Raw genomic sequence first — 17,824 nt, 5'->3', positions numbered from 1 at the left:
CCCCTCAGCCCCTCAGTCCCATTCCAGGCCGCCCCGCCGCCATACATACGCGTAGGCGACGAAGACGGTGAGCACGAAGAGCAGCATCTCCACGAGCCCGAAAAGCCCCAGGGCGTCGAAGGTGACCGCCCAGGGATAGAGGAAGACGATCTCGATGTCGAAGACGATGAAGAGCATCGCCGTCAGGTAGTACTTGATGGGAAAGCGGCCGCCTCCGGCCGGCGTGGGAGTCGGCTCGATGCCGCACTCGTACGCCTCCAGCTTTGCCCGGTTGTACCTCTTGGGGCCGATAAGCGTGGCCATGACCACGGAGAAGATCGCAAACCCTGCCCCGAGGGCGCCGAGCACAAGGATGGGCTCGTAAGCATTCACCCTCCTCGCTCCTTCCAGTCGTCCTTGACCGTTGGACCGCACCGGGCATCCGCCTCGCCGCTTCACGAAGATCACGCACATGTGAGGCAGTTCACAAGCCCGACTGCCTCGCATCCTATGCCTGCCGGTCTGTGATCTGCGACACGGGGTCGGTCAACGTCTTTGTGATCTCCACCACCAGGCAAAGGATCATGAAGTCGGATGAGCGGTGATCTTCATACGCGAAGCGCCCGAGTGGTCACCAGACGTGACATCCGGAGGTGTCACCGCTGGTCGGAGGGGTGGTGTCCTACCAAGGGGCGGCGCGTGGAGGCAAATTGGTGATGGACCGCATCGGGTGATAAAGGATGCCGCCTCACCCGGCCGGGGGCACGCGCGGATCGAGGTGGACACGTGCGCGCATTCACGAGCCTCCGGACGCCCGGACGTTGACCATTCTGTGACCTGCACCACTCGCGCCGGCGGCCAGTAAAAGAGGGCTTGGCCATCGGCGTGAAGGGGTGGTAAGCGCCAGGCAATCCGGACCTTTCACGGAAAGCCCATGACCACAGCCAGGATGGCGCATGCCCGAATTGCCCGTTACGGCGTCAATAAAGGCCCAGAGAGAGCGGATTAAAACGTTCCGGACACAACTGTGGCGCAACACACGTTTCTTGAAGGGAACCGTGAGCCCCTGATAGCGGTTGTACTCATGTCCCACACCGCTCACATACCCAGCCACCGGAAGCCCCGCCGCAGCGCCTCGAAACTGGCACTCCGAGCCGGAGTTGCCGGTGGCGTCCTCAGCACCATCGCAGTGGCCGGAGCTGCCGGGCCGGCGAACGCCGAGCCGGTGACCGAGACCATCGAGATGCCCGCGCTCACCGGTCTCTCCCTCTCCGCCGCCACGCAGTCCGCCGAGGCCACTCAGCAGGTCGCCCTCGACCTCGAGTTGCAGGCCCAGGAGGACGCCGCCGCCGCGAAGGCCGCGCAGACCGCCAAGAAGGCCAAGGCCGAGGCGGTCCGCAAGGCCGAGGCCAAGGAGAAGGCCGAGGCGAAGGAACGCGCCGAGGCCGAGGCCAAGGAGCGCGCTTCCCGCTCCTCGGAGCGCACCACGCTCTCCGCCCCCTCCTCCAGCAGCTCCTCGAACGCGTCCGGCTCCGCCGCGACCGTCGTCGCCTTCCTCAAGGCGCAGCTCGGCGACGCGTACGTCATGGGCGCCACGGGCCCCAACTCCTGGGACTGCTCCAGCCTCGTCCAGGCCGCGTTCCGTACGGTCGGCGTCGACCTCCCCCGCGTCTCGCAGGACCAGTCGGTGGCCGGCACCCAGGTGGGCACCAGCAACCTCCAGGTCGGCGACATCCTCTACTGGGGCGGCGCGGGCAGCGCGTACCACACGGGCGTCTACATCGGTGACGGCAAGTACCTCGACGCCGCCAACCCCGGCAAGGGCGTTGTGATCCAGGACCTGTCGGGCTACCCGGCGAGCGGCGCGGTCCGCGTCCTCTGACGCAGGCGCGCGAAGACACACACAGAAGGGCCGCGGCTCCCCCGCTCGGGGGTGGAGCCGCGGCCCTTGTGCCGTTCGGCGGGGCTTCAGGAGCGGGGGGCCACCTTCGTGAGGCCGTTGATGATCCGGTCCATCGCGTCGCCGCCCGTCGGGTCGGTGAGGTTCGCCAGCATCTTCAGCGTGAACTTCATCAGCAGCGGGTGCGACAGTCCGCGCTGGGTCGCGATCTTCATGACCTTCGGGTTGCCGATCAGCTTCACGAAGGCGCGGCCGAGCGTGTAGTAGCCGCCGTAGGTGTCCTTGAGGACCTTCGGGTAGCGGTGCAGCGCCAGCTCCCGCTGCGCCGGGGTCTGCCGGGCGTGCGCCTGCACGATCACATCGGCGGCGATCTGCCCGGACTCCATGGCGTACGCGATGCCCTCACCGTTGAACGGGTTGACCAGCCCACCCGCGTCGCCGACCAGCAGCAGGCCCTTGGTGTAGTGCGGCTGGCGGTTGAAGGCCATCGGGAGGGCGGCGCCGCGGATCGGCATCGTCATGTTCTCGTCGGTGTAGCCCCAGTCCGCGGGCATCGAGGCGCACCAGGCCTTCAGCACCTCGCGCCAGTCCAGCTCCTTGAAGGCGGCGGAGGTGTTGAGCACACCGAGGCCGACGTTCGAGGTGCCGTCGCCCATGCCGAAGATCCAGCCGTAGCCGGGCAGCAGCCGGTCCTGCGCGCCGCGCCGGTCCCACAGCTCCAGCCAGGACTCCAGGTAGTCGTCGTCGTGGCGGGGGGAGGTGAAGTACGTCCGTACGGCCACGCCCATCGGCCGGTCCTCGCGCCGGTGCAGGCCCATGGCGAGGGAGAGCCGCGTCGAATTGCCGTCGGCGGCGACCACGAGCGGCGCGTGGAAGGTGACCGGGGTCTTCTCCTCGCCGAGCTTGGCGTTGACGCCGGTGATGTGGCCGGTCCGCCCGTCGACGATCGGGGCGCCGACATTGCACCGCTCGTACAGCCGCGCGCCCGCCTTCTGCGCCTGCCTGGCCAGCTGCTCGTCGAAGTCGTCGCGCTTGCGGACGAGTCCGTAGTCCGGGTACGAGGCGAGATCCGGCCAGTCGAGCTGGAGCCGCACCCCCCCGCCGATGATCCGTAGGCCCTTGTTGCGCAGCCAGCCGGCTTCCTCGGAGATGTCGATGCCCATCGAGACCAGCTGCTTGGTCGCGCGTGGCGTGAGCCCGTCGCCGCACACCTTCTCGCGCGGGAACGCGGTCTTCTCCAGGAGCAGGACGTCGAGCCCGGCCTTGGCGAGGTAGTACGCGGTCGTGGAGCCGGCCGGGCCTGCCCCGACGACGATCACATCGGCGGTGTGTTCGGAGAGGGGCTCGGTCACGGCGGGTTCTCCCGAGAACTCGATATTGCGTACCGCATGGCACAGGACATGTGCAGTCTATGGGGGTGCACTGATCCACAAACTGAAGGGCTCCCCCCATGAGCAGGCCGCTCCCCGCCGTACAGCTCCGTGTGCCCACCGACGAGGACGCCCTGACCTGGCACCGGGTCTTCGACGACCCGGACGTCATGGAGTTCCACGGCGGGAAGGCGGCGGAGCTGTCGGTCTACGAGGAGCTGACCGCCCGGCAGCGCATGCACGACGCCGCGCACGGCTTCTGCTTCTGGACCATGCTCGACGAGGACGGCGAGGTCATCGGCTTCACCGGCGCGCAGCCCTGGCCGCACCAGGAGTTCGGCCCGGTCGGCGAAATAGAGATCGGCTGGCGGCTGGCCCGGGGCGCGTGGGGCAAGGGGTACGCGACGGCCGCCGCCCGCACCACGCTGGAGCGGGTACGGGCGGCGGGGGTGGAGCGGGTGGTGGCGATGGTGAACGCCCGCAACGAGCGCTCGATCGCGGTGATCGGGCGGCTGGGGATGGAACTGGCCGAGACGTTCACGACGCCGGTGTCCCAGCAGAAGGGCTACTGCTTCCGGCTGGAGCTCAGTTCGCTCTGAAGCTGTTCGTCGCGGTCGAGAACACCACGTCCTTGCTCGCGTCCCACAGATCGGCGCGGCCGGCCGCGAGGATCGCGTACTCCGTGCCGTCCGCGGCCACGAAGGCCTGGTCGATGACATGCCGCTGCACGCCGCCCTCGTCGGGCTCGGGGACATGAGTGAACTCCCAGAGCGCGCCCGGTCGGCCCTGATAGGTGTTCCGGGTCAACTGGCTGCGCCGGTAGTCCCTTTCCGGGGTCTCCAGGGCCTTCTTCTCCAGGCCGAGGAAGTTCTCGTACGAGGTCGTCGGCGTGTTCCTGATGATCCCGATCTGGAGGTAGGAGCCGCCCGTCGGGGCCTCGTAGAAGATCTGGCTGCCCGCCTGCCGGCGCTTCCAGCCGTCCATCACGCCGACGCTGAACCCGGCGGGGTCCTGCTTCAGGACAAAGCCCACGGGGAGGGTGGCGCCGCCCGGCGGGGGTGACGACGGGATCGTCGGCGTGGCGGAGGGGCTGGTGGAGGGGTCCGTGGACGGGGTCGCCGAAGGTGACGCCGAGGCCTGCGGGTCCTGCTCGGGTGCCTGGGACGGCGAGGCGGCCGGGGGCTTGTTCTGTGCCTGGCCGGACCCGTCGTTGTGCTTCTTCAGGATCAGTGCCCCGGCCGTCGCGCCGCCGCCGATGACGAACGCGGCGGTGAGGGTGGCGGTCCAGACGAGGACCTTGCGCTTGCGTTCGGCGGCGGCCGCGTCGGCGGCCGGATCGTGGGCGACGGGCGCCGGTGCGGCGCCGAGGTTCACGGTGTGGGGGCCGACGGCGTACGGAGCGGAGGGCGCGGCGGCGACGGTGGGAGGGTGTGCCGGGGCCTGGTTGGCGGGGTTGGCCGCCGGATCGCCGGGGGCGGGTGCACCTGCCGCCGGAGCGTGAGAACCCGCGGGCCCCGGCACATAGCCCGGCACCGGCCCGTACCCCGGATGCACCGGCAGCACGGCGGGAAGCGCCGGAGGCGCCGGCTGCTGTCCCACCATCCGCAGCACATACGGGCCCAGGAACGTCGCCGCACCCACCCACAGCAGACCGAACAGCAGCCCGTCCGCAACGCTCGGCGCGAACTCCGATGTGCCCTGGCCACCCCAGTCCCCCATGCCGCCCGCGAGGTCGGCGGAGACCCCGCTCACGCCCAGGAACAGCAGGACCAGGCCCAGCGAGAAGCCGCCGGCCAGCAGTTGTTCACGACGGTCCGCCGAGCGGCGGGCAGCCCGGATGCCGAGGGTCAGCGCGCAGATCACGCCGAGCGCCAGCGCCCCGGCAACCGCGCCGCCGCCCCACACATCGCTGATCTCCCCGAGCCCGAAACTGCCGTGCTCCGTGCTCGAGCCGCCCATCCCGGACCGGCCCTGGACGTCGTACTCCACCGGTACGCCCCAGCTCAGCCCGAGCACCGCGAAGCCGATGTTGGGCAGGACCGGCAGGACGACCAGCAGGGCCGTACCGTCCACGTCGTCCGCGGTGGCGTACACGATGAAGCCGACCACCGAGCAGAGTGCCACCACCACACCGAGGGCGCCGACCGCGGTCCCCAGGGCGCGCACCGTCGACCGGGCGGCGGGGCGCTGGGCCAGCCATCCGGCGAGGTCGTCGCGCTGGAGCACGCCGGAGGTCACCGCGAGCGAGATCGCCAGCGTGCCGAGCGCCGCGAGCAGCGGGGACGAGGAGATGCGCATGCCCTCGATCTCGGGCTGCGCGAACAGGCCGAGCACCAGCACCACACCGGTGACCAGCAGCGAGATGCGTACGGCCGCTTCCAGCCCGGCACCCTTCGTACGCAGCATCCGCGCACCCAGGTAGAGCGCGCCGACCATCAGCAGGGTGACCGTCAGCGGCACGAGGGAGAGCGAGGCCGCGCCGATCGCGTCCGTGCCCGCGTCGCCGTAGCCGGAGGAGCCTGGGCCCGAGCTGCCCGAGCTGCCCGAGCTGCCGGGGAAGCCGCCGCCGTCGCCGTACAGCCCGCCCGGCGAGCCGTCCGCCGCCTTCACCTCGAAGCCGCCGCCGAAGCCCTGGAGCAGCATCGCCAGCGCGATCCGCAGCCGGTCGCTCCAGCCGACGACGACCTCGTCGTCCTGGCCGTACGTGGGGATGGCGAGCGCCACCGCGAGCGCGAGCAGCATTCCGGTCGGCCAGGCGGCGGCCTTGGCCGATGACAGCCAGTCGCCTCGGAACGCCCGGCCGAAGAACGCCCCGACGGGCGACGGCTGCGCGGCGACGGGCGGCGCCGGGTATCCAGGCGGCGGGGCGAGCGGTGCGGCTGCCGGTGCTGCTCCCGGCGCCGGGAGCGGTGGCGCCGCCGAGGCCACCGGCAATCGCTCGCGCCCGCACTTCATGCAGAAGCGGGCCTCATCCGGGGATGGGTTGCCACAGTGCGGGCAGTACGACGCCATGGGGAGACTCCGGGGTGACAGGCGGGGCGGACGGGCGGGACGGGCGGGGAGATAAGAAAGCCGTAAGCAGTCGTCTACAACTGACTCATCCTGCCCACCTGCCGGTTCCCGTCAACTCAACACTCGTGGCCGCCCCTTCAGGGCAGCAGCCGTGCCCTGCGCAGGCGGCAGTTGAACAACAGCGCCCACACACCCCTGGCACCGAGCCGCGCGAGAGGCGCGTCAGAAAACGGAAAGCCCGGTCAGCGTCGTGAAGCGCTCCAGTGCCGCGACACCCGCCACCGAATTGCCCCGCTCGTCCAGTCCCGGGCTCCACACCCCCAGCGTGCAGCGCCCCGGCACCACGGCGACGATCCCGCCACCCACACCGCTCTTGCCCGGCAAGCCCACCCGGTAGGCGAACTCCCCGGCCGCGTCGTACGTACCGCAGGTGAGCATCACCGCGTTGACCTGTTTGGCCTCGCTGCGGGTCAGCAGCCGCGAGTCGTCGGCGCGCAGCCCGTGGCGGGCCAGGAAGCGGGCCGCCAGCGCCAGATCGGCGCAGCTCATCTCGATCGCGCACTGCCAGAAGTAGTGGTCGAGGAGCGTGGGCACGGGGTTGGTGATGTTGCCGTACGAGGCCATGAAGTGGGCCAGGGCGGCATTGCGGTCGCCGTGCGCGGACTCGGACTCGGCGACCTCCGCGTCGAAGGCCAGCTCCGGGTTCGCGCTCTCCTGCCGCAGGAATTCCAGCAGCTCGCTGCTCGCGTCGCCGGTCAGGGTCTGCAGGCGGTCGGTGACGACGAGCGCGCCCGCGTTGATGAAGGGATTGCGCGGGATCCCGTTCTCGTGTTCCAGCTGCACCAGCGAGTTGAAGGGGTTGCCGGAGGGCTCACGGCCGACCCGGTCCCAGAGGCTGTCGCCGCCTTGCGCCAGGGCCAGCGCGAGCGCGAAGACCTTGGTGATCGACTGGGCGGAGAAGGGGCGCTGCCAGTCCCCGATTCCGTACACCTTGCCGTCCACATCCGCGATGGCCATGCCGAAGCGGTGCGGGTCGACGGCGGCGAGTGCCGGGATGTACTCGGCGGGCCTGCCGCTGCCGACCTGCGGTGCGACGTCCTCCGCGATCCGTGCCAGGACCGCCTGGTAGTCCACGGCGTACTACTCGGGCTTGGTGCCGCGGTGCAGTGCCACCACCCCGCCGGTGAGGTTCCGCCAGGCGACCTTGGACCAGCCGGCCTGATGCAGCCGCTTCGCGAGGCCCGCCTGGCCGGGCCAGGCGCGGATCGACTCGGCGAGATAGACGTACGCGTCGGGGTTGGACGAGACCGCACGGGCGACCGGCGGCAGCGCCCGCATCAGATACTCCGTGTACACGGTCCGGAACGGTGCCCACGTCGGCTGCGAGAACTCGCAGATCACGACCCGTCCGCCGGGCTTGGTCACCCGGTACAGCTCGCGCAGCGCCGCGTCCGTGTCCTGCACATTGCGCAGCCCGAAGGAGATCGTGACGGCGTCGAAGACACCGTCACGGAACGGCAGCTTCGTCGCGTCGCCCGCGGTGAGCGGCAGCCAGGGGTTGCGCTTCTTGCCCTCGCTCAGCATGCCGAGGGAGAAGTCGCAGGGCACCACATACGCGCCGGTGGCGGTGAAGGGCAGCGAGGACGTGCCGGTACCCGCGGCCAGGTCGAGGACCTTCTGGGCCGGGCGGGCATCCACCGCCTTCGCGACCTCCTTGCGCCACAGCCGGGCCTGGCCGAGCGAGAGCACATCGTTGGTGAGGTCGTACTTCGCCGCCACGTCGTCGAACATCGAGGCGACTTCGTGCGGCTGCTTGTCCAGGGTTGCTCGGGTCACGCACCCCATTCAAGCAGCACGTCTCCCGACCGGATTCACCGGAACGCGGCGAGGCGCGGCCGGGGCCGGGCCGCGGCGGACGCAGGGCCCGGGCCGATTACCCGACGCCGGTCGGGGCGGGCCGCGCCGACCGGCGTCAGGACTGCGTCAGGGCTGCGCCAATACGGGCTCCAACGGGCGGACCCGCGGCTTTTCCACCCCTAAGTTCAGGAACACGGGCCGCCGGAGGCCCCCAGTCACCCCCCTCGCCCGATGAAGGTTGTCGCCCTCCCATGCCTCGCGTCGTACCGCCACAGTCCACGCCAGACACCGGGCGGGCGACCGCCCCTCCGCCGCGTACCGCCGGACACCGGTCACCGGCATCCCGGCCCGGCAGTTGGAGCGCGCTGCTCGACCCGGCCCTGTTAGCCCGCGCCCTCCCCGACGCGCTGCGCAAACTCCATCCGCGGACGATGCTCCGCAACCCGGTGCTGTTCGTCGTCTGGATCGGCTCCGCCCTCACCACCCTCTCCGCGCTGCTCAACCCCTCCGTCTTCACCTGGCTGATCAGCGTCTGGCTCTGGCTGACGGTGATCTTCGCGAATCTGGCGGAGGCGGTGGCGGAGGGCCGTGGCAAGGCGCAGGCCGATTCGCTCCGCAAGGCGCGTACGGACACGGTCGCGCTGCGCCTGCGCCACTGGCGCTACGGCACGGACGCGACGCGCGCCGAGACCGAGGCCGTCGCCGCCACCGAGCTCAGGCTCTTCGACGTCGTCGTCGTGGAGGCGGGCGAGCTGATCCCGGCCGACGGCGATGTCGTCGCCGGCATCGCCGCGGTCGACGAGTCGGCCGTCACCGGCGAATCCGCCCCGGTCATCCGGGAGTCGGGCGGCGACAGGTCCGGCGTCACAGGCGGTACGACCGTGCTCTCCGACCGGATCGTCGTACGCGTCACCTCGCGCCCCGGGCACTCCTTCATGGACCGGATGATCGCCCTGGTCGAAGGCGCGCGGCGGCAGAAGACCCCGAACGAGATCGCCCTCAACATCCTGCTGGCCGCCCTGACCATCGTCTTCATCCTGGTCGTCGTCAGCCTCCAGCCGATGGCCGCGTTCGCGGGCGCCGCGCAGTCCACCACCGTCCTGGTCGCCCTGCTCGTCACGCTGATCCCGACCACCATCGGGGCGCTGCTCTCCGCCATCGGCATCGCGGGCATGGACCGCCTCGTACAGCGCAATGTGCTCGCCATGTCCGGCCGGGCCGTGGAGGCGGCCGGTGATGTGAACACCCTCCTCCTGGACAAGACCGGCACGATCACCCTCGGCAATCGCGAGGCGACCGGCTTCGTACCGCTGCCGGGCGTGGACGAACTGATCCTGGCCGACGCGGCGCAGCTCTCCTCGCTCGCCGACGAGACGCCCGAGGGCCGCTCAGTCGTCGTACTGGCCAAGGCGCGGTACGGGCTGCGGGCCCCGGCCGAAGGGGAGCTGTCGCACGCCGAGTTCGTCTCCTTCTCCGCGCAGACCCGGATGTCGGGCGTCGATCTGTCCTGGTCCAACGGTGCCTCCTGCCACATCCGCAAAGGCGCCGCCTCCTCGGTCGTCCGCTGGGTGGAGATGCGCGGCGGCACGGTGCCGGGCGAGGCCGGCATGTGGTCCGACTCGATCGCCGCGAGCGGTGGTACGCCACTGCTGGTCGCCGTGCACGACTGGGACGGGCCGCGGGTGCTCGGCATCATCCATCTCAAGGACGTCGTCAAGGACGGCATCCGCGAACGCTTCGCCGAGCTGCGGAAGATGGGCATCCGCACGGTGATGATCACGGGCGACAACCCGCTCACCGCAAAGGCGATCGCGGCCGAGGCCGGAGTCGACGACTTCCTCGCCGAGGCCACCCCCGAGGACAAGCTGGCCCTGATCAAGCAGGAGCAGGAGGGCGGCAAGCTCGTCGCGATGACGGGCGACGGTACGAACGACGCGCCCGCGCTGGCCCAGGCGGACGTCGGCGTCGCGATGAACACCGGCACCTCGGCCGCCAAGGAAGCCGGGAACATGGTGGACCTGGACTCCAACCCGACCAAGCTCATCGATATCGTCGAGATCGGCAAGCAACTGCTGATCACCCGGGGCGCGTTGACGACGTTCTCGATCACGAACGACGTGGCGAAGTACTTCGCGATCATCCCGGCGATGTTCGCGGCCGCCCACCCGGGCCTGGACGCGCTGAACATCATGGGCCTGCACAGCCCGACCTCGGCGATCACCTCGGCGATCATCTTCAACGCCCTGATCATCGTGGCGCTGATCCCGCTGGCGCTGCGCGGAGTGCGCTACACCCCGGCGTCCGCGCACGATCTGCTCCGCCGGAACCTGGGGATCTACGGGCTCGGCGGGCTGCTGCTGCCGTTCCTCGGGATCAAGGCGATCGATCTGGTGATCTCGCTGGTACCGGGGATCGCCTGACGGCGTGGACGGTTGGGCGGCGCGGAGGCTGGGCGGTTAGGCGGCTAGGTGGTTGGGCGGTTAGGCACGGCGGTACACCAGGCGCCCGCCGAGCACGGTCGCGACGCAGGTGCCCGCGCCCTGAGCGACCAGGCCCGCCTCATCCGGCGCGTCGAACGCGGCCAGGTCGGCGCGCCCGCCGACCTCCAGCGGGGCGTGCACGGAACCGGCGAGGTCAAACCCCTCGACGAAGGGATCGAGGTTCGGCCCGTCCAGCAGAATCCCGGGCCCGCGCACCGGGGAGACGACGACGAGCCCCGAGCGGCTCACCGCCGGCCGCACCCGGTCCGGAAAGAACCCGGCCACAGCCGTCGTGCCATGTGCCAGCATCCGCTGCAGTCCGCGCCGGACGCTGCCCGCCCAGCGGGCCTCGTCCAGCTCCAGCGACTCCAGGGCGTCACCGCTGATCGGCGCGGTGCCGAGCTCGTCGCTCTCACGCGGGTCCGGATGGTAGACGCGGGTGAGCAGCCAGCGGCCGTGCCACTGCCGGAGTCCTGGCGTGATGACGCCCGGCCAGCGGCGCACCCGCGCCCCGGGAAGCGCCGCTGTCACCTCGTCGTACGGACCGATCGCCGCGATCCGGTCGCCCTCGACCGCCACGGCACCGTCCACAACGGCCGCCGCGCCGACCGGCAGGACCAGCGGCGCGGCGTGAATGGTCAGCAACGGGGCCTCAGTTGGCCGCGATGATCTGCAGCTCCGGGTGGGCCGTACCACCCTCGATCGCCGTCGACGAGATGTGCGAGGCCACGCGCTCGTCGACCGGGTCGTCCGCCGGGTCGTCGTGCACCACGATGTGCTCGTACGTCGTCGTCCGCTGCGCCGGCACCCGCCCCGACTTGCGGATCAGGTCGATGATCTCCATCCGGTTCGACCGGTGCTTCGCGCCCGCCGAGGAGACGACGTTCTCCTCCAGCATGATCGAGCCGAGGTCGTCCGCGCCGTAGTGCAGCGACAGCTGGCCGACCTCCTTGCCCGTGGTCAGCCACGAGCCCTGGATGTGCGCCACGTTGTCGAGGAAGAGCCGCGCGATCGCGATCATCCGCAGGTACTCGAACAGCGTCGCCTGCGTACGGCCCTTGAGGCGGTTGTTCTCGGGCTGGTACGTGTACGGGATGAAGGCCCGGAAGCCGCCCGTCCGGTCCTGCACGTCGCGGATCATCCGCAGGTGCTCGATCCGCTCGGCGTTGGTCTCGCCCGTCCCCATGAGCATCGTGGACGTGGACTCGACGCCAAGACCGTGCGCGGCCTCCATGATCTCCAGCCACCGCTCGCCGGACTCCTTGAGCGGTGCGATCGCCTTGCGCGGCCGCTCGGGCAGCAGCTCGGCGCCGGCGCCCGCGAAGGAGTCGAGTCCGGCGGTGTGGATGCGCTGGATCGCCTCCTCGACGGAGACCTTGGAGATACGGGCCATGTGCTCGACCTCGGAGGCCCCGAGGGAGTGGATGACCAGCTGCGGGTAGGCCGCCTTGATCGCGGCGAAGTGCTCTTCGTAGTACTCGACGCCGAAGTCCGGGTGGTGGCCGCCCTGGAACATGATCTGCGTACCACCGAGCTCGACCGTCTCGGCGCACCGCCGCAGGATGTCGTCGAGGTCGCGGGTCCAGCCCTTCTCGACGTCCTTCGGCGGGGCGTAGAAGGCGCAGAACTTGCACGCGGTGACGCACACGTTGGTGTAGTTGATGTTGCGCTCGATGATGTACGTCGCGATGTGCTCCGTACCCGCGTAGCGCCGCCGGCGTACGGCGTCCGCCGCCGCGCCCAGCGCGTGCAGCGGCGCGGAACGGTACAGGTCGAGCGCCTCTTCGGGCGTGATCCGCCCACCCTCGGCAGCACGGTCCAGCACGGACTGAAGGTCGGCCTTCTCGGTCACCGGGCATCCCTTTCGGCGGGGTTGAGGACGGACCGATCCAGGCTACGCCACCCCCTGGGGTGAGCCGTGGGCGCCTGGTTGTCGACACGATGGCCGCCGACGGAGCAATCACCACTCACACGGCTGGGAGGGCGTAGATCTCGCCTCCGTGTGTCGCCAGCAGCCGCTTGCCGGACGCGGCGATGTGCCACTGCTCCAGGTTCCCGGTGTTGTCGTTGTACGTCCAGCGGGACCTGCCGGTCTTGAGGTCCAGGGCGAAGACCCCGCCCGCGTCGTCGTACGAGGCTCCGTAGAGGGTGTCGTCAACGCGTACGAACTCCGTCGGGGCCCTGCGCGCGCCCGGTTCCTCGCAGAGCCACATCTTCTTGCCCTGCTTGAGGTCGACGGCCCAGACGCCCTGGTCGTAGTCGGCTGCGTACAGGACACCGTCGACGACCATGGGTTCCTTGAAGCCACGGCGGCCACTGGGTGAAAGCGTCCAGCGGGTCTTGCCGGTCTCCACATCGACAGCAGTCAGCGTCTCACCCGGGATGAGGACAAGCCCGTCGTGAAGCTCTGGGGTCCACTCCAGGTCGTCGCCAATTTTGTGGCTCCAGAGCTGCTTGCCCGTGCCGGTATCGCGCGCCGTGAGGTTGAAGTTCGAGTCGGTGTAGACGAACCGATTCCCGGCTACGGTGCCTGCGACGTCGTAGTCGTCGGTGCCTGCGTCGCGCTGCTCCTGCCATGCCACCTTGCCCGTACGGTGGTCGATGGCCGCGACGGCGGTGAGCCTGTCGCGGACCTTTCCGTCATTGACGGATGCGACGACGAAGATCTTTCTCTCATCTACGGCGATGACCCTCTCGACGGTCAGGTCCTCGCTCAGGCGGCTGCGCCAAGACTCTTTCCCCGTCTTCACATCAAGGCCGATGACAGCACCGTCGAACTCCGTACTGACGAGGAGGAGCTTGCCCGCGGCGAGCAGGAGCGGTGAACCGGCTGGAGCGACACCCTTGCGGGTCCAGCGCGGCATGCCTGTCTTCACGTCGTAGGCGGTCAGCGGATCGCCGCTGATCAACAGCATGCTGTCGTGGACCAGCAGACGTTGGTCCACGCTGATCGTGTCCACCGACACCGACTTGTGCCACAGCACCTGGGGTGCAGTGCCGGGAGGCGGGGTCGTGAAGCTTTCCCTGCCGGCCGCGCTCTTGTCGCTCGAACTCCCCTTGTTACCAGGCGACTTGTTGCCGTCCCGGGTGAACATCCAGGCCGCGCCCGCACCCGCGAGAGTCACGCCCGCCACGCCGCCGCCGGCCGTCAGGGCCAGGAAACGGCGGCGGGACGGGGCAGGGTCCGCGCCGAGCTGGACCGTGCCGGGCAGGGGCATGCCCGGCGTAGGGGTGTCCAGCGCCGTGGGGGGTGGGCCGAAGCCCTGGACGGGCATCGGGGCGCTGCCCTGTACCGGGGTCTCCAGGTCGAGGATGCTCGACGCGTGCGTCGCGATCGTCGAGGCGACCGCGGACGGCAGCCAGTCGGCCAGGAGTTGGCTGGTGCCCTCAGGTGCCAGGGACTGAAGGATCTCCGCCGGGGTGGGGCGCGAGGCCGGATCCTTGGCGAGGCAGGCTCGTATCAGGCCCGTGATCCGCGGCGGGGTTCCGGTGAGGTCGGGCTCCTCGTGCACGACTTGGTAGAGCATCGCGGCTGGAGCGGCCTCGCCGAAGACATTGCGTCCGGTGGCCGCGAACGCCAGTACCGCTCCGAGCGAAAAGACGTCGCCCTCGGTCCCGACGTCCCGGCCCAGGGCCTGCTCGGGCGGCATGTAGCCCGGCGAGCCGACGACAACTCCCGTCTGAGTCATCCGGTTTCCGTCGACCGCCCGCGCGATGCCGAAGTCGATGACGCGGGGGCCGTCCGCCGCCAGCAGTACGTTGGAAGGCTTGAGGTCGCGATGGATGAGTCCGGCCGCGTGGACCTCCTGGAGCGCAGCCGCGAGACCCGCGCCCAGCGCGCGCACGGTGCGTTCGGGCAACGCCCCGTGGGTGGCCACCACATCGGTGAGGTCGGGGCCCAGGACGTAGGCGGTGGCGAGCCAGGGAATCGCCGCGTCGGGGGCGGCGTCGACCACGGGGGCCGTGTAGCGGCCGGACACAGCCTTGGCTATCTCCACCTCATGACGGAAACGCTGCCGAAATCCCTGGTCCGCCGCGAGGTCGGGACGGACCACCTTCACCGCGACGGTACGGCCGCCGGGCGAACGCGCCAGATACACCCTGCCCATTCCCCCGGCGCCGAGGAGTCTCAGCAGCCGGTAACTCCCCAGCTCCTGCGGATCGTCCGGCCCCAGCGGCTCCATCGAAGTCTCCCCCGTACAGTTTGCTCGCACGTTTGCTGTGTACACGCCACAGTAGATGTTGGTGCGGCAGGATGAACACAGGGGCCAGGGTGGACGCGGCCCGGCTGACCTGCTCGACCAGCGGTCCTGGCGCCGGCCCGGAGCGGCCGCGCCGCCGGGTCCTTGGCGAGGCAGTCGGCGACGAGTTGCCGCAAGTCGCCGCGACCGTACGGCCGCCGGCGCCGCGCCCGGGACAGACGCGGCCCATCCCGCCCGCCGTGTGCCGCATCACGAGGATTCCCGCCGCCCCGGAGTCAACCGAACCGGGCCGTCCGTCATCTCCAAGGGCGTAAAACGCGCGTCTTGTCGGAATCCAGCCGTGCACGAAGTGCCAGAACCCTCGGAGTCCCTCCATGAAACGCCTGCCCAAGGCCCTCATAGCCGCCGTCGCCCTCGGCTCTGTCGCGCTCGTCGCCGGCTGCTCGGACGAGGGGGCCCCGGTCTCCTTCGACGGGCCCAGCGCCAGTGCCCCCGCCACTGAGCGGCCGGGCGGTGGGGCGCAGGACGACAAGGCCGACGCGGCGGCGGACGAAGCCGCGGCGAAGACGCTGATGCCGACCGGCCCGAAGGCCTCGTTCACCACCCAGAACACCCTCGACGACGGCACCAAGATCGGTGTCACCACCCTGGAGGGCGCGAAGTCCGGCTTCACGGGCAAGGTCTGGGTCTGGGCTCCGAAGCAGTACTTCGACCCCAAGTACGCCAACAGCGGCTTCCCCGTACTGATGGCCCTGCCCGGCGGCAACGGCTACCCGAACAACTACTGGATGGGCACCGACCTCAAGCTGCAGAGCAGCATCAGCAAGTGGTCGCAGCAAGGCAAGAGTCTGCCGTTCGTCGTGGTGATGCCGGTCCTCAACCCGGACGCCAAGTACTACTACGACGGCAGCGACATCCCGGGGCAGCCGAAGATGGGCACCTGGATCACCGAGGACGTCCCGGACTTCGTGAAGGCCAACTTCCGCACCTTCAAGTCCCGCGACGGCTGGGCCTTCATGGGCTCCTCGTCCGGCGCGTTCGTCGGCCTGAAGTCGGTGCTGCAGCGCCCGGACAGGTTCAAGGCCGTGATCGCCTCGGGACCGGACACGGTGCCGGACTCGCCGCTCTGGTCGGGCCATGAGGCACAGCGACAGGCCAACAACCCGGAGAAGCTCGCCAAGGCCCTGGGCGCCAAGCCCGACACCAAGGACAACGACGTCTATCTGGCCTTCCAGATAGGCACCAAGGAGTCCGGGATGAAGAGCCTCAACGCCTTCATACGGGACTACGGCAAGGGCCCGGTCAAGACCCGCCTCCAGGTCATCCAGGACGGCGAGCACAACGCCAAGACCTATGTGAAGGGCATGGGCGACGGGTCGATCCAGTGGATCAGCGAGCACATGCAGGCACCCATCCCCGCCGAGTAGCCGCCAGGCGCCGTGCAGTTACCCGCCGTCCTGATACCCGCCGTGCCGTCACCCGCCGAGCAGCTCGACCGTCACATCCGCCGGGAAGCCGGTCGTCGGCCCCGTCCGGCGCGCGAACTCCCGTACGCCCGCGAGCTGCTCGGCCCCGAAGCGGAAGTCCAGCGTCCTGAAGTAACGCTCCAGCAGCTCCGCGTCGAAGACCTCCCAGCGCGCCGCCTGCTCGGCGACCTTGGCGACCTCCTCCAAGGACAGATTGCGCGATTCCAGGAACGCCCGGTGCACCTCCCGTACGACCTCCGGCTCGCGCACCAGATAGTCCTTGCGCGCCGCCCACACCGCGAAGACGAACGGCAGCCCGGTCCACTGCTTCCACATCAGCCCCAGGTCATGGACCTGGAGACCGAGCTCGGGGGCGTCGTGCAGCGAGGCCCGCAGCGCGGCGTCCCCGATCAGCACGGCCGCGTCCGCCTCCTGCATCATCAGGCCGAGGTCGGGCGGGCAGGTGTAGTAGTCGGGCGTCACCTTGTATTGCTCGGAGAGCAGCAGCTGCGCCAGCCGTACCGACGTACGCGAGGTGGAGCCGAGCGCCACCCGCGCCCCGTCCAGGCGCTCCAGCGGCACCTGGGAAACGATCACGCACGACATGACGGGCCCGTCGCAGCCGACCGCGAGGTCGGGGAAGGCGACGAGCTGATCGGCGTTGCGCAGGAATTCCACGAGGGTGATGGGCGCGATGTCGAGATCGCCGCGCACCAGCTGCTCGCTGAGCTTCTCCGGGGTGTCCTTCGACAGCTCGAGATCGAGGAGAGTTCCGGTCCGCGCCAGCCCCCAGTACAGGGGCAGACAGTTCAGGAACTGGATGTGGCCGACACGTGGCCGGCTGCGACGGTGGTCGGTTGCTGTGCTTTCTCCAAGACTGTCCACATCGTGAGGCTAGACCTGCCCGGGGCGGTTGACGGCGTCGGGGCGAGCGCCGGTGCGGCGGGCGTCCGCGCCGCCTGTCCGAGCCGCACGGTCAGCTCCTTTCTGGTCCCGCTTCGTCCCCGCTACGGCCCCGCTTCGGTCCCGCCAGAACCCCCGAGTGCCGTGATCTTTCCCTCTACCGCCGCGCACACGCTGCGTGCTAGGCTCGACGCAAGTTGCAGTTTGGTTTCCCTTGCAGTACAGAGCCTGCGGAGCATGTAACCCGCAGGCTTTTGTAGTTTTCAGACTTCTTGCAGGTTCTGGAGCAGGGCAACCCTTTGGCCCAAGGAGGGCTTATGGCTACCGGAACCGTTAAGTGGTTCAACGCTGAAAAGGGCTTCGGCTTCATCGCCCAGGACGGCGGCGGCCCGGATGTCTTCGTCCACTACTCCGCGATCAACGCGTCTGGCTTCCGCTCCCTCGAGGAGAACCAGGTCGTGAACTTCGACGTCACTCAGGGCCCGAAGGGCCCGCAGGCGGAGAACGTCACCCCGGCCTAGTCAGCCAGGGTCGGCGATCGCGCACGACTCAGCAGTACCAAGGAGCCCCGTTCCGTCCGGACCGGGGCTCCTGCCTTTGAGCCACTGCTCAGCCACTGCGAACTATTTCGATGGAGACGCTCTCCCCGCTCCTC

Annotated in this window: 14 protein-coding genes; 5 read left to right on the top strand and 9 right to left on the bottom strand. The window is 69.7% G+C overall.

Annotated features, from left to right (window positions below; translation table 11 throughout):
- Positions 1-12: 12 nt before the first annotated feature.
- Complete coding sequence (locus SLUN_RS23355; RefSeq protein WP_108151337.1) at positions 13-372, bottom strand: NADH-quinone oxidoreductase subunit A; 360 nt, start codon at positions 370-372, stop codon at positions 13-15.
- Between the two features lie 691 nt (positions 373-1,063).
- On the opposite strand from SLUN_RS23355, the gene SLUN_RS23350 reads away from it, so the two are divergent.
- On the top strand, positions 1,064-1,861 hold the full coding sequence (locus SLUN_RS23350; RefSeq protein ID WP_108151335.1) for a C40 family peptidase: 798 nt from the start codon (positions 1,064-1,066) through the stop codon (positions 1,859-1,861).
- 86 nt (positions 1,862-1,947) lie between these two features.
- Here the strand turns inward: SLUN_RS23350 and SLUN_RS23345 are convergent, their stop codons facing one another.
- Positions 1,948-3,231: a geranylgeranyl reductase family protein gene (locus SLUN_RS23345; RefSeq protein WP_108151333.1), complete on the bottom strand. Its 1,284-nt coding sequence runs from the start codon at positions 3,229-3,231 to the stop codon at positions 1,948-1,950.
- Positions 3,232-3,329: 98 nt separating this feature from the next.
- Here SLUN_RS23345 and SLUN_RS23340 point away from each other — a divergent pair, with 98 nt between their 5' ends.
- On the top strand, positions 3,330-3,848 hold the full coding sequence (locus tag SLUN_RS23340; protein ID WP_108151331.1) for a GNAT family N-acetyltransferase: 519 nt from the start codon (positions 3,330-3,332) through the stop codon (positions 3,846-3,848).
- On the opposite strand, the gene SLUN_RS23335 is transcribed toward SLUN_RS23340, so the two are convergent.
- From SLUN_RS23335 to SLUN_RS23325, 3 genes are all read right to left on the bottom strand, one after another.
- Positions 3,835-6,261 carry a zinc ribbon domain-containing protein gene (locus SLUN_RS23335; RefSeq protein ID WP_179955299.1) on the bottom strand — a complete coding sequence of 809 codons (2,427 nt, stop codon included), beginning with the start codon at positions 6,259-6,261 and terminating at the stop codon, positions 3,835-3,837. The two genes, SLUN_RS23340 and SLUN_RS23335, sit on opposite strands and share 14 nt — an antisense overlap.
- A gap of 222 nt (positions 6,262-6,483) precedes the next feature.
- Positions 6,484-7,395, bottom strand: coding sequence for a glutaminase (locus SLUN_RS23330; protein ID WP_108151329.1), 912 nt, complete (start codon positions 7,393-7,395; stop codon positions 6,484-6,486).
- Between the two features lie 6 nt (positions 7,396-7,401).
- Positions 7,402-8,097: a demethylmenaquinone methyltransferase gene (locus SLUN_RS23325; RefSeq protein WP_108151327.1), complete on the bottom strand. Its 696-nt coding sequence runs from the start codon at positions 8,095-8,097 to the stop codon at positions 7,402-7,404.
- 272 nt (positions 8,098-8,369) lie between these two features.
- Between SLUN_RS23325 and kdpB the strand changes: the two genes are divergently transcribed.
- The gene (kdpB, locus tag SLUN_RS23320) at positions 8,370-10,538 is read left to right on the top strand and encodes a potassium-transporting ATPase subunit KdpB (RefSeq protein WP_108151325.1); all 2,169 of its coding nucleotides are present in this window, start codon (positions 8,370-8,372) and stop codon (positions 10,536-10,538) included.
- Positions 10,539-10,598: 60 nt separating this feature from the next.
- On the opposite strand, the gene SLUN_RS23315 is transcribed toward kdpB, so the two are convergent.
- The 3 genes from SLUN_RS23315 to SLUN_RS23305 all read right to left on the bottom strand — a co-directional run bounded on the left by SLUN_RS23315 (position 10,599) and on the right by SLUN_RS23305 (position 14,782).
- Positions 10,599-11,243 carry an imidazolonepropionase-like domain-containing protein gene (locus SLUN_RS23315; protein ID WP_108151323.1) on the bottom strand — a complete coding sequence of 215 codons (645 nt, stop codon included), beginning with the start codon at positions 11,241-11,243 and terminating at the stop codon, positions 10,599-10,601.
- Between the two features lie 7 nt (positions 11,244-11,250).
- Entirely contained in the window at positions 11,251-12,450 is a 1,200-nt protein-coding gene (gene mqnC, locus SLUN_RS23310; RefSeq protein WP_108151321.1) for a cyclic dehypoxanthinyl futalosine synthase, read from the bottom strand.
- 115 nt (positions 12,451-12,565) lie between these two features.
- Positions 12,566-14,782: a serine/threonine-protein kinase gene (locus tag SLUN_RS23305; protein ID WP_108151319.1), complete on the bottom strand. Its 2,217-nt coding sequence runs from the start codon at positions 14,780-14,782 to the stop codon at positions 12,566-12,568.
- A 392-nt stretch (positions 14,783-15,174) separates the two neighbouring features.
- Between SLUN_RS23305 and SLUN_RS23300 the strand changes: the two genes are divergently transcribed.
- Positions 15,175-16,227 carry an alpha/beta hydrolase gene (locus SLUN_RS23300; protein WP_108151317.1) on the top strand — a complete coding sequence of 351 codons (1,053 nt, stop codon included), beginning with the start codon at positions 15,175-15,177 and terminating at the stop codon, positions 16,225-16,227.
- A 48-nt stretch (positions 16,228-16,275) separates the two neighbouring features.
- Here the strand turns inward: SLUN_RS23300 and SLUN_RS23295 are convergent, their stop codons facing one another.
- Positions 16,276-17,151 carry a menaquinone biosynthetic enzyme MqnA/MqnD family protein gene (locus tag SLUN_RS23295; RefSeq protein WP_108151315.1) on the bottom strand — a complete coding sequence of 292 codons (876 nt, stop codon included), beginning with the start codon at positions 17,149-17,151 and terminating at the stop codon, positions 16,276-16,278.
- 335 nt (positions 17,152-17,486) lie between these two features.
- Between SLUN_RS23295 and SLUN_RS23285 the strand changes: the two genes are divergently transcribed.
- Entirely contained in the window at positions 17,487-17,690 is a 204-nt protein-coding gene (locus tag SLUN_RS23285; protein WP_003967102.1) for a cold-shock protein, read from the top strand.
- Positions 17,691-17,824: the final 134 nt, after the last annotated feature.

Origin of the sequence: Streptomyces lunaelactis, from assembly GCF_003054555.1 — a bacterium.
In the GTDB taxonomy this organism is placed as follows: Bacteria; Actinomycetota; Actinomycetes; order Streptomycetales; family Streptomycetaceae; genus Streptomyces; species Streptomyces lunaelactis.
This window is presented reverse-complemented; position numbering and strand designations above follow the sequence as displayed.

Excerpts from the sequence above, each read along its gene's own strand:
- SLUN_RS23350 (WP_108151335.1), top strand. The coding sequence starts at position 1,064 with ATGTCCCACACCGCTCACATACCCAGCCACCGGAAGCCCCGCCGCAGC.
- SLUN_RS23340 (WP_108151331.1), top strand. The coding sequence starts at position 3,330 with ATGAGCAGGCCGCTCCCCGCCGTACAGCTCCGTGTGCCCACCGACGAG.
- SLUN_RS23335 (WP_179955299.1), bottom strand. The coding sequence starts at position 6,261 with ATGGCGTCGTACTGCCCGCACTGTGGCAACCCATCCCCGGATGAGGCC.
- kdpB (WP_108151325.1), top strand. The coding sequence starts at position 8,370 with ATGCCTCGCGTCGTACCGCCACAGTCCACGCCAGACACCGGGCGGGCG.
- SLUN_RS23305 (WP_108151319.1), bottom strand. The coding sequence starts at position 14,782 with ATGGAGCCGCTGGGGCCGGACGATCCGCAGGAGCTGGGGAGTTACCGG.
- SLUN_RS23300 (WP_108151317.1), top strand. The coding sequence starts at position 15,175 with ATGAAACGCCTGCCCAAGGCCCTCATAGCCGCCGTCGCCCTCGGCTCT.
- SLUN_RS23285 (WP_003967102.1), top strand. The coding sequence starts at position 17,487 with ATGGCTACCGGAACCGTTAAGTGGTTCAACGCTGAAAAGGGCTTCGGC.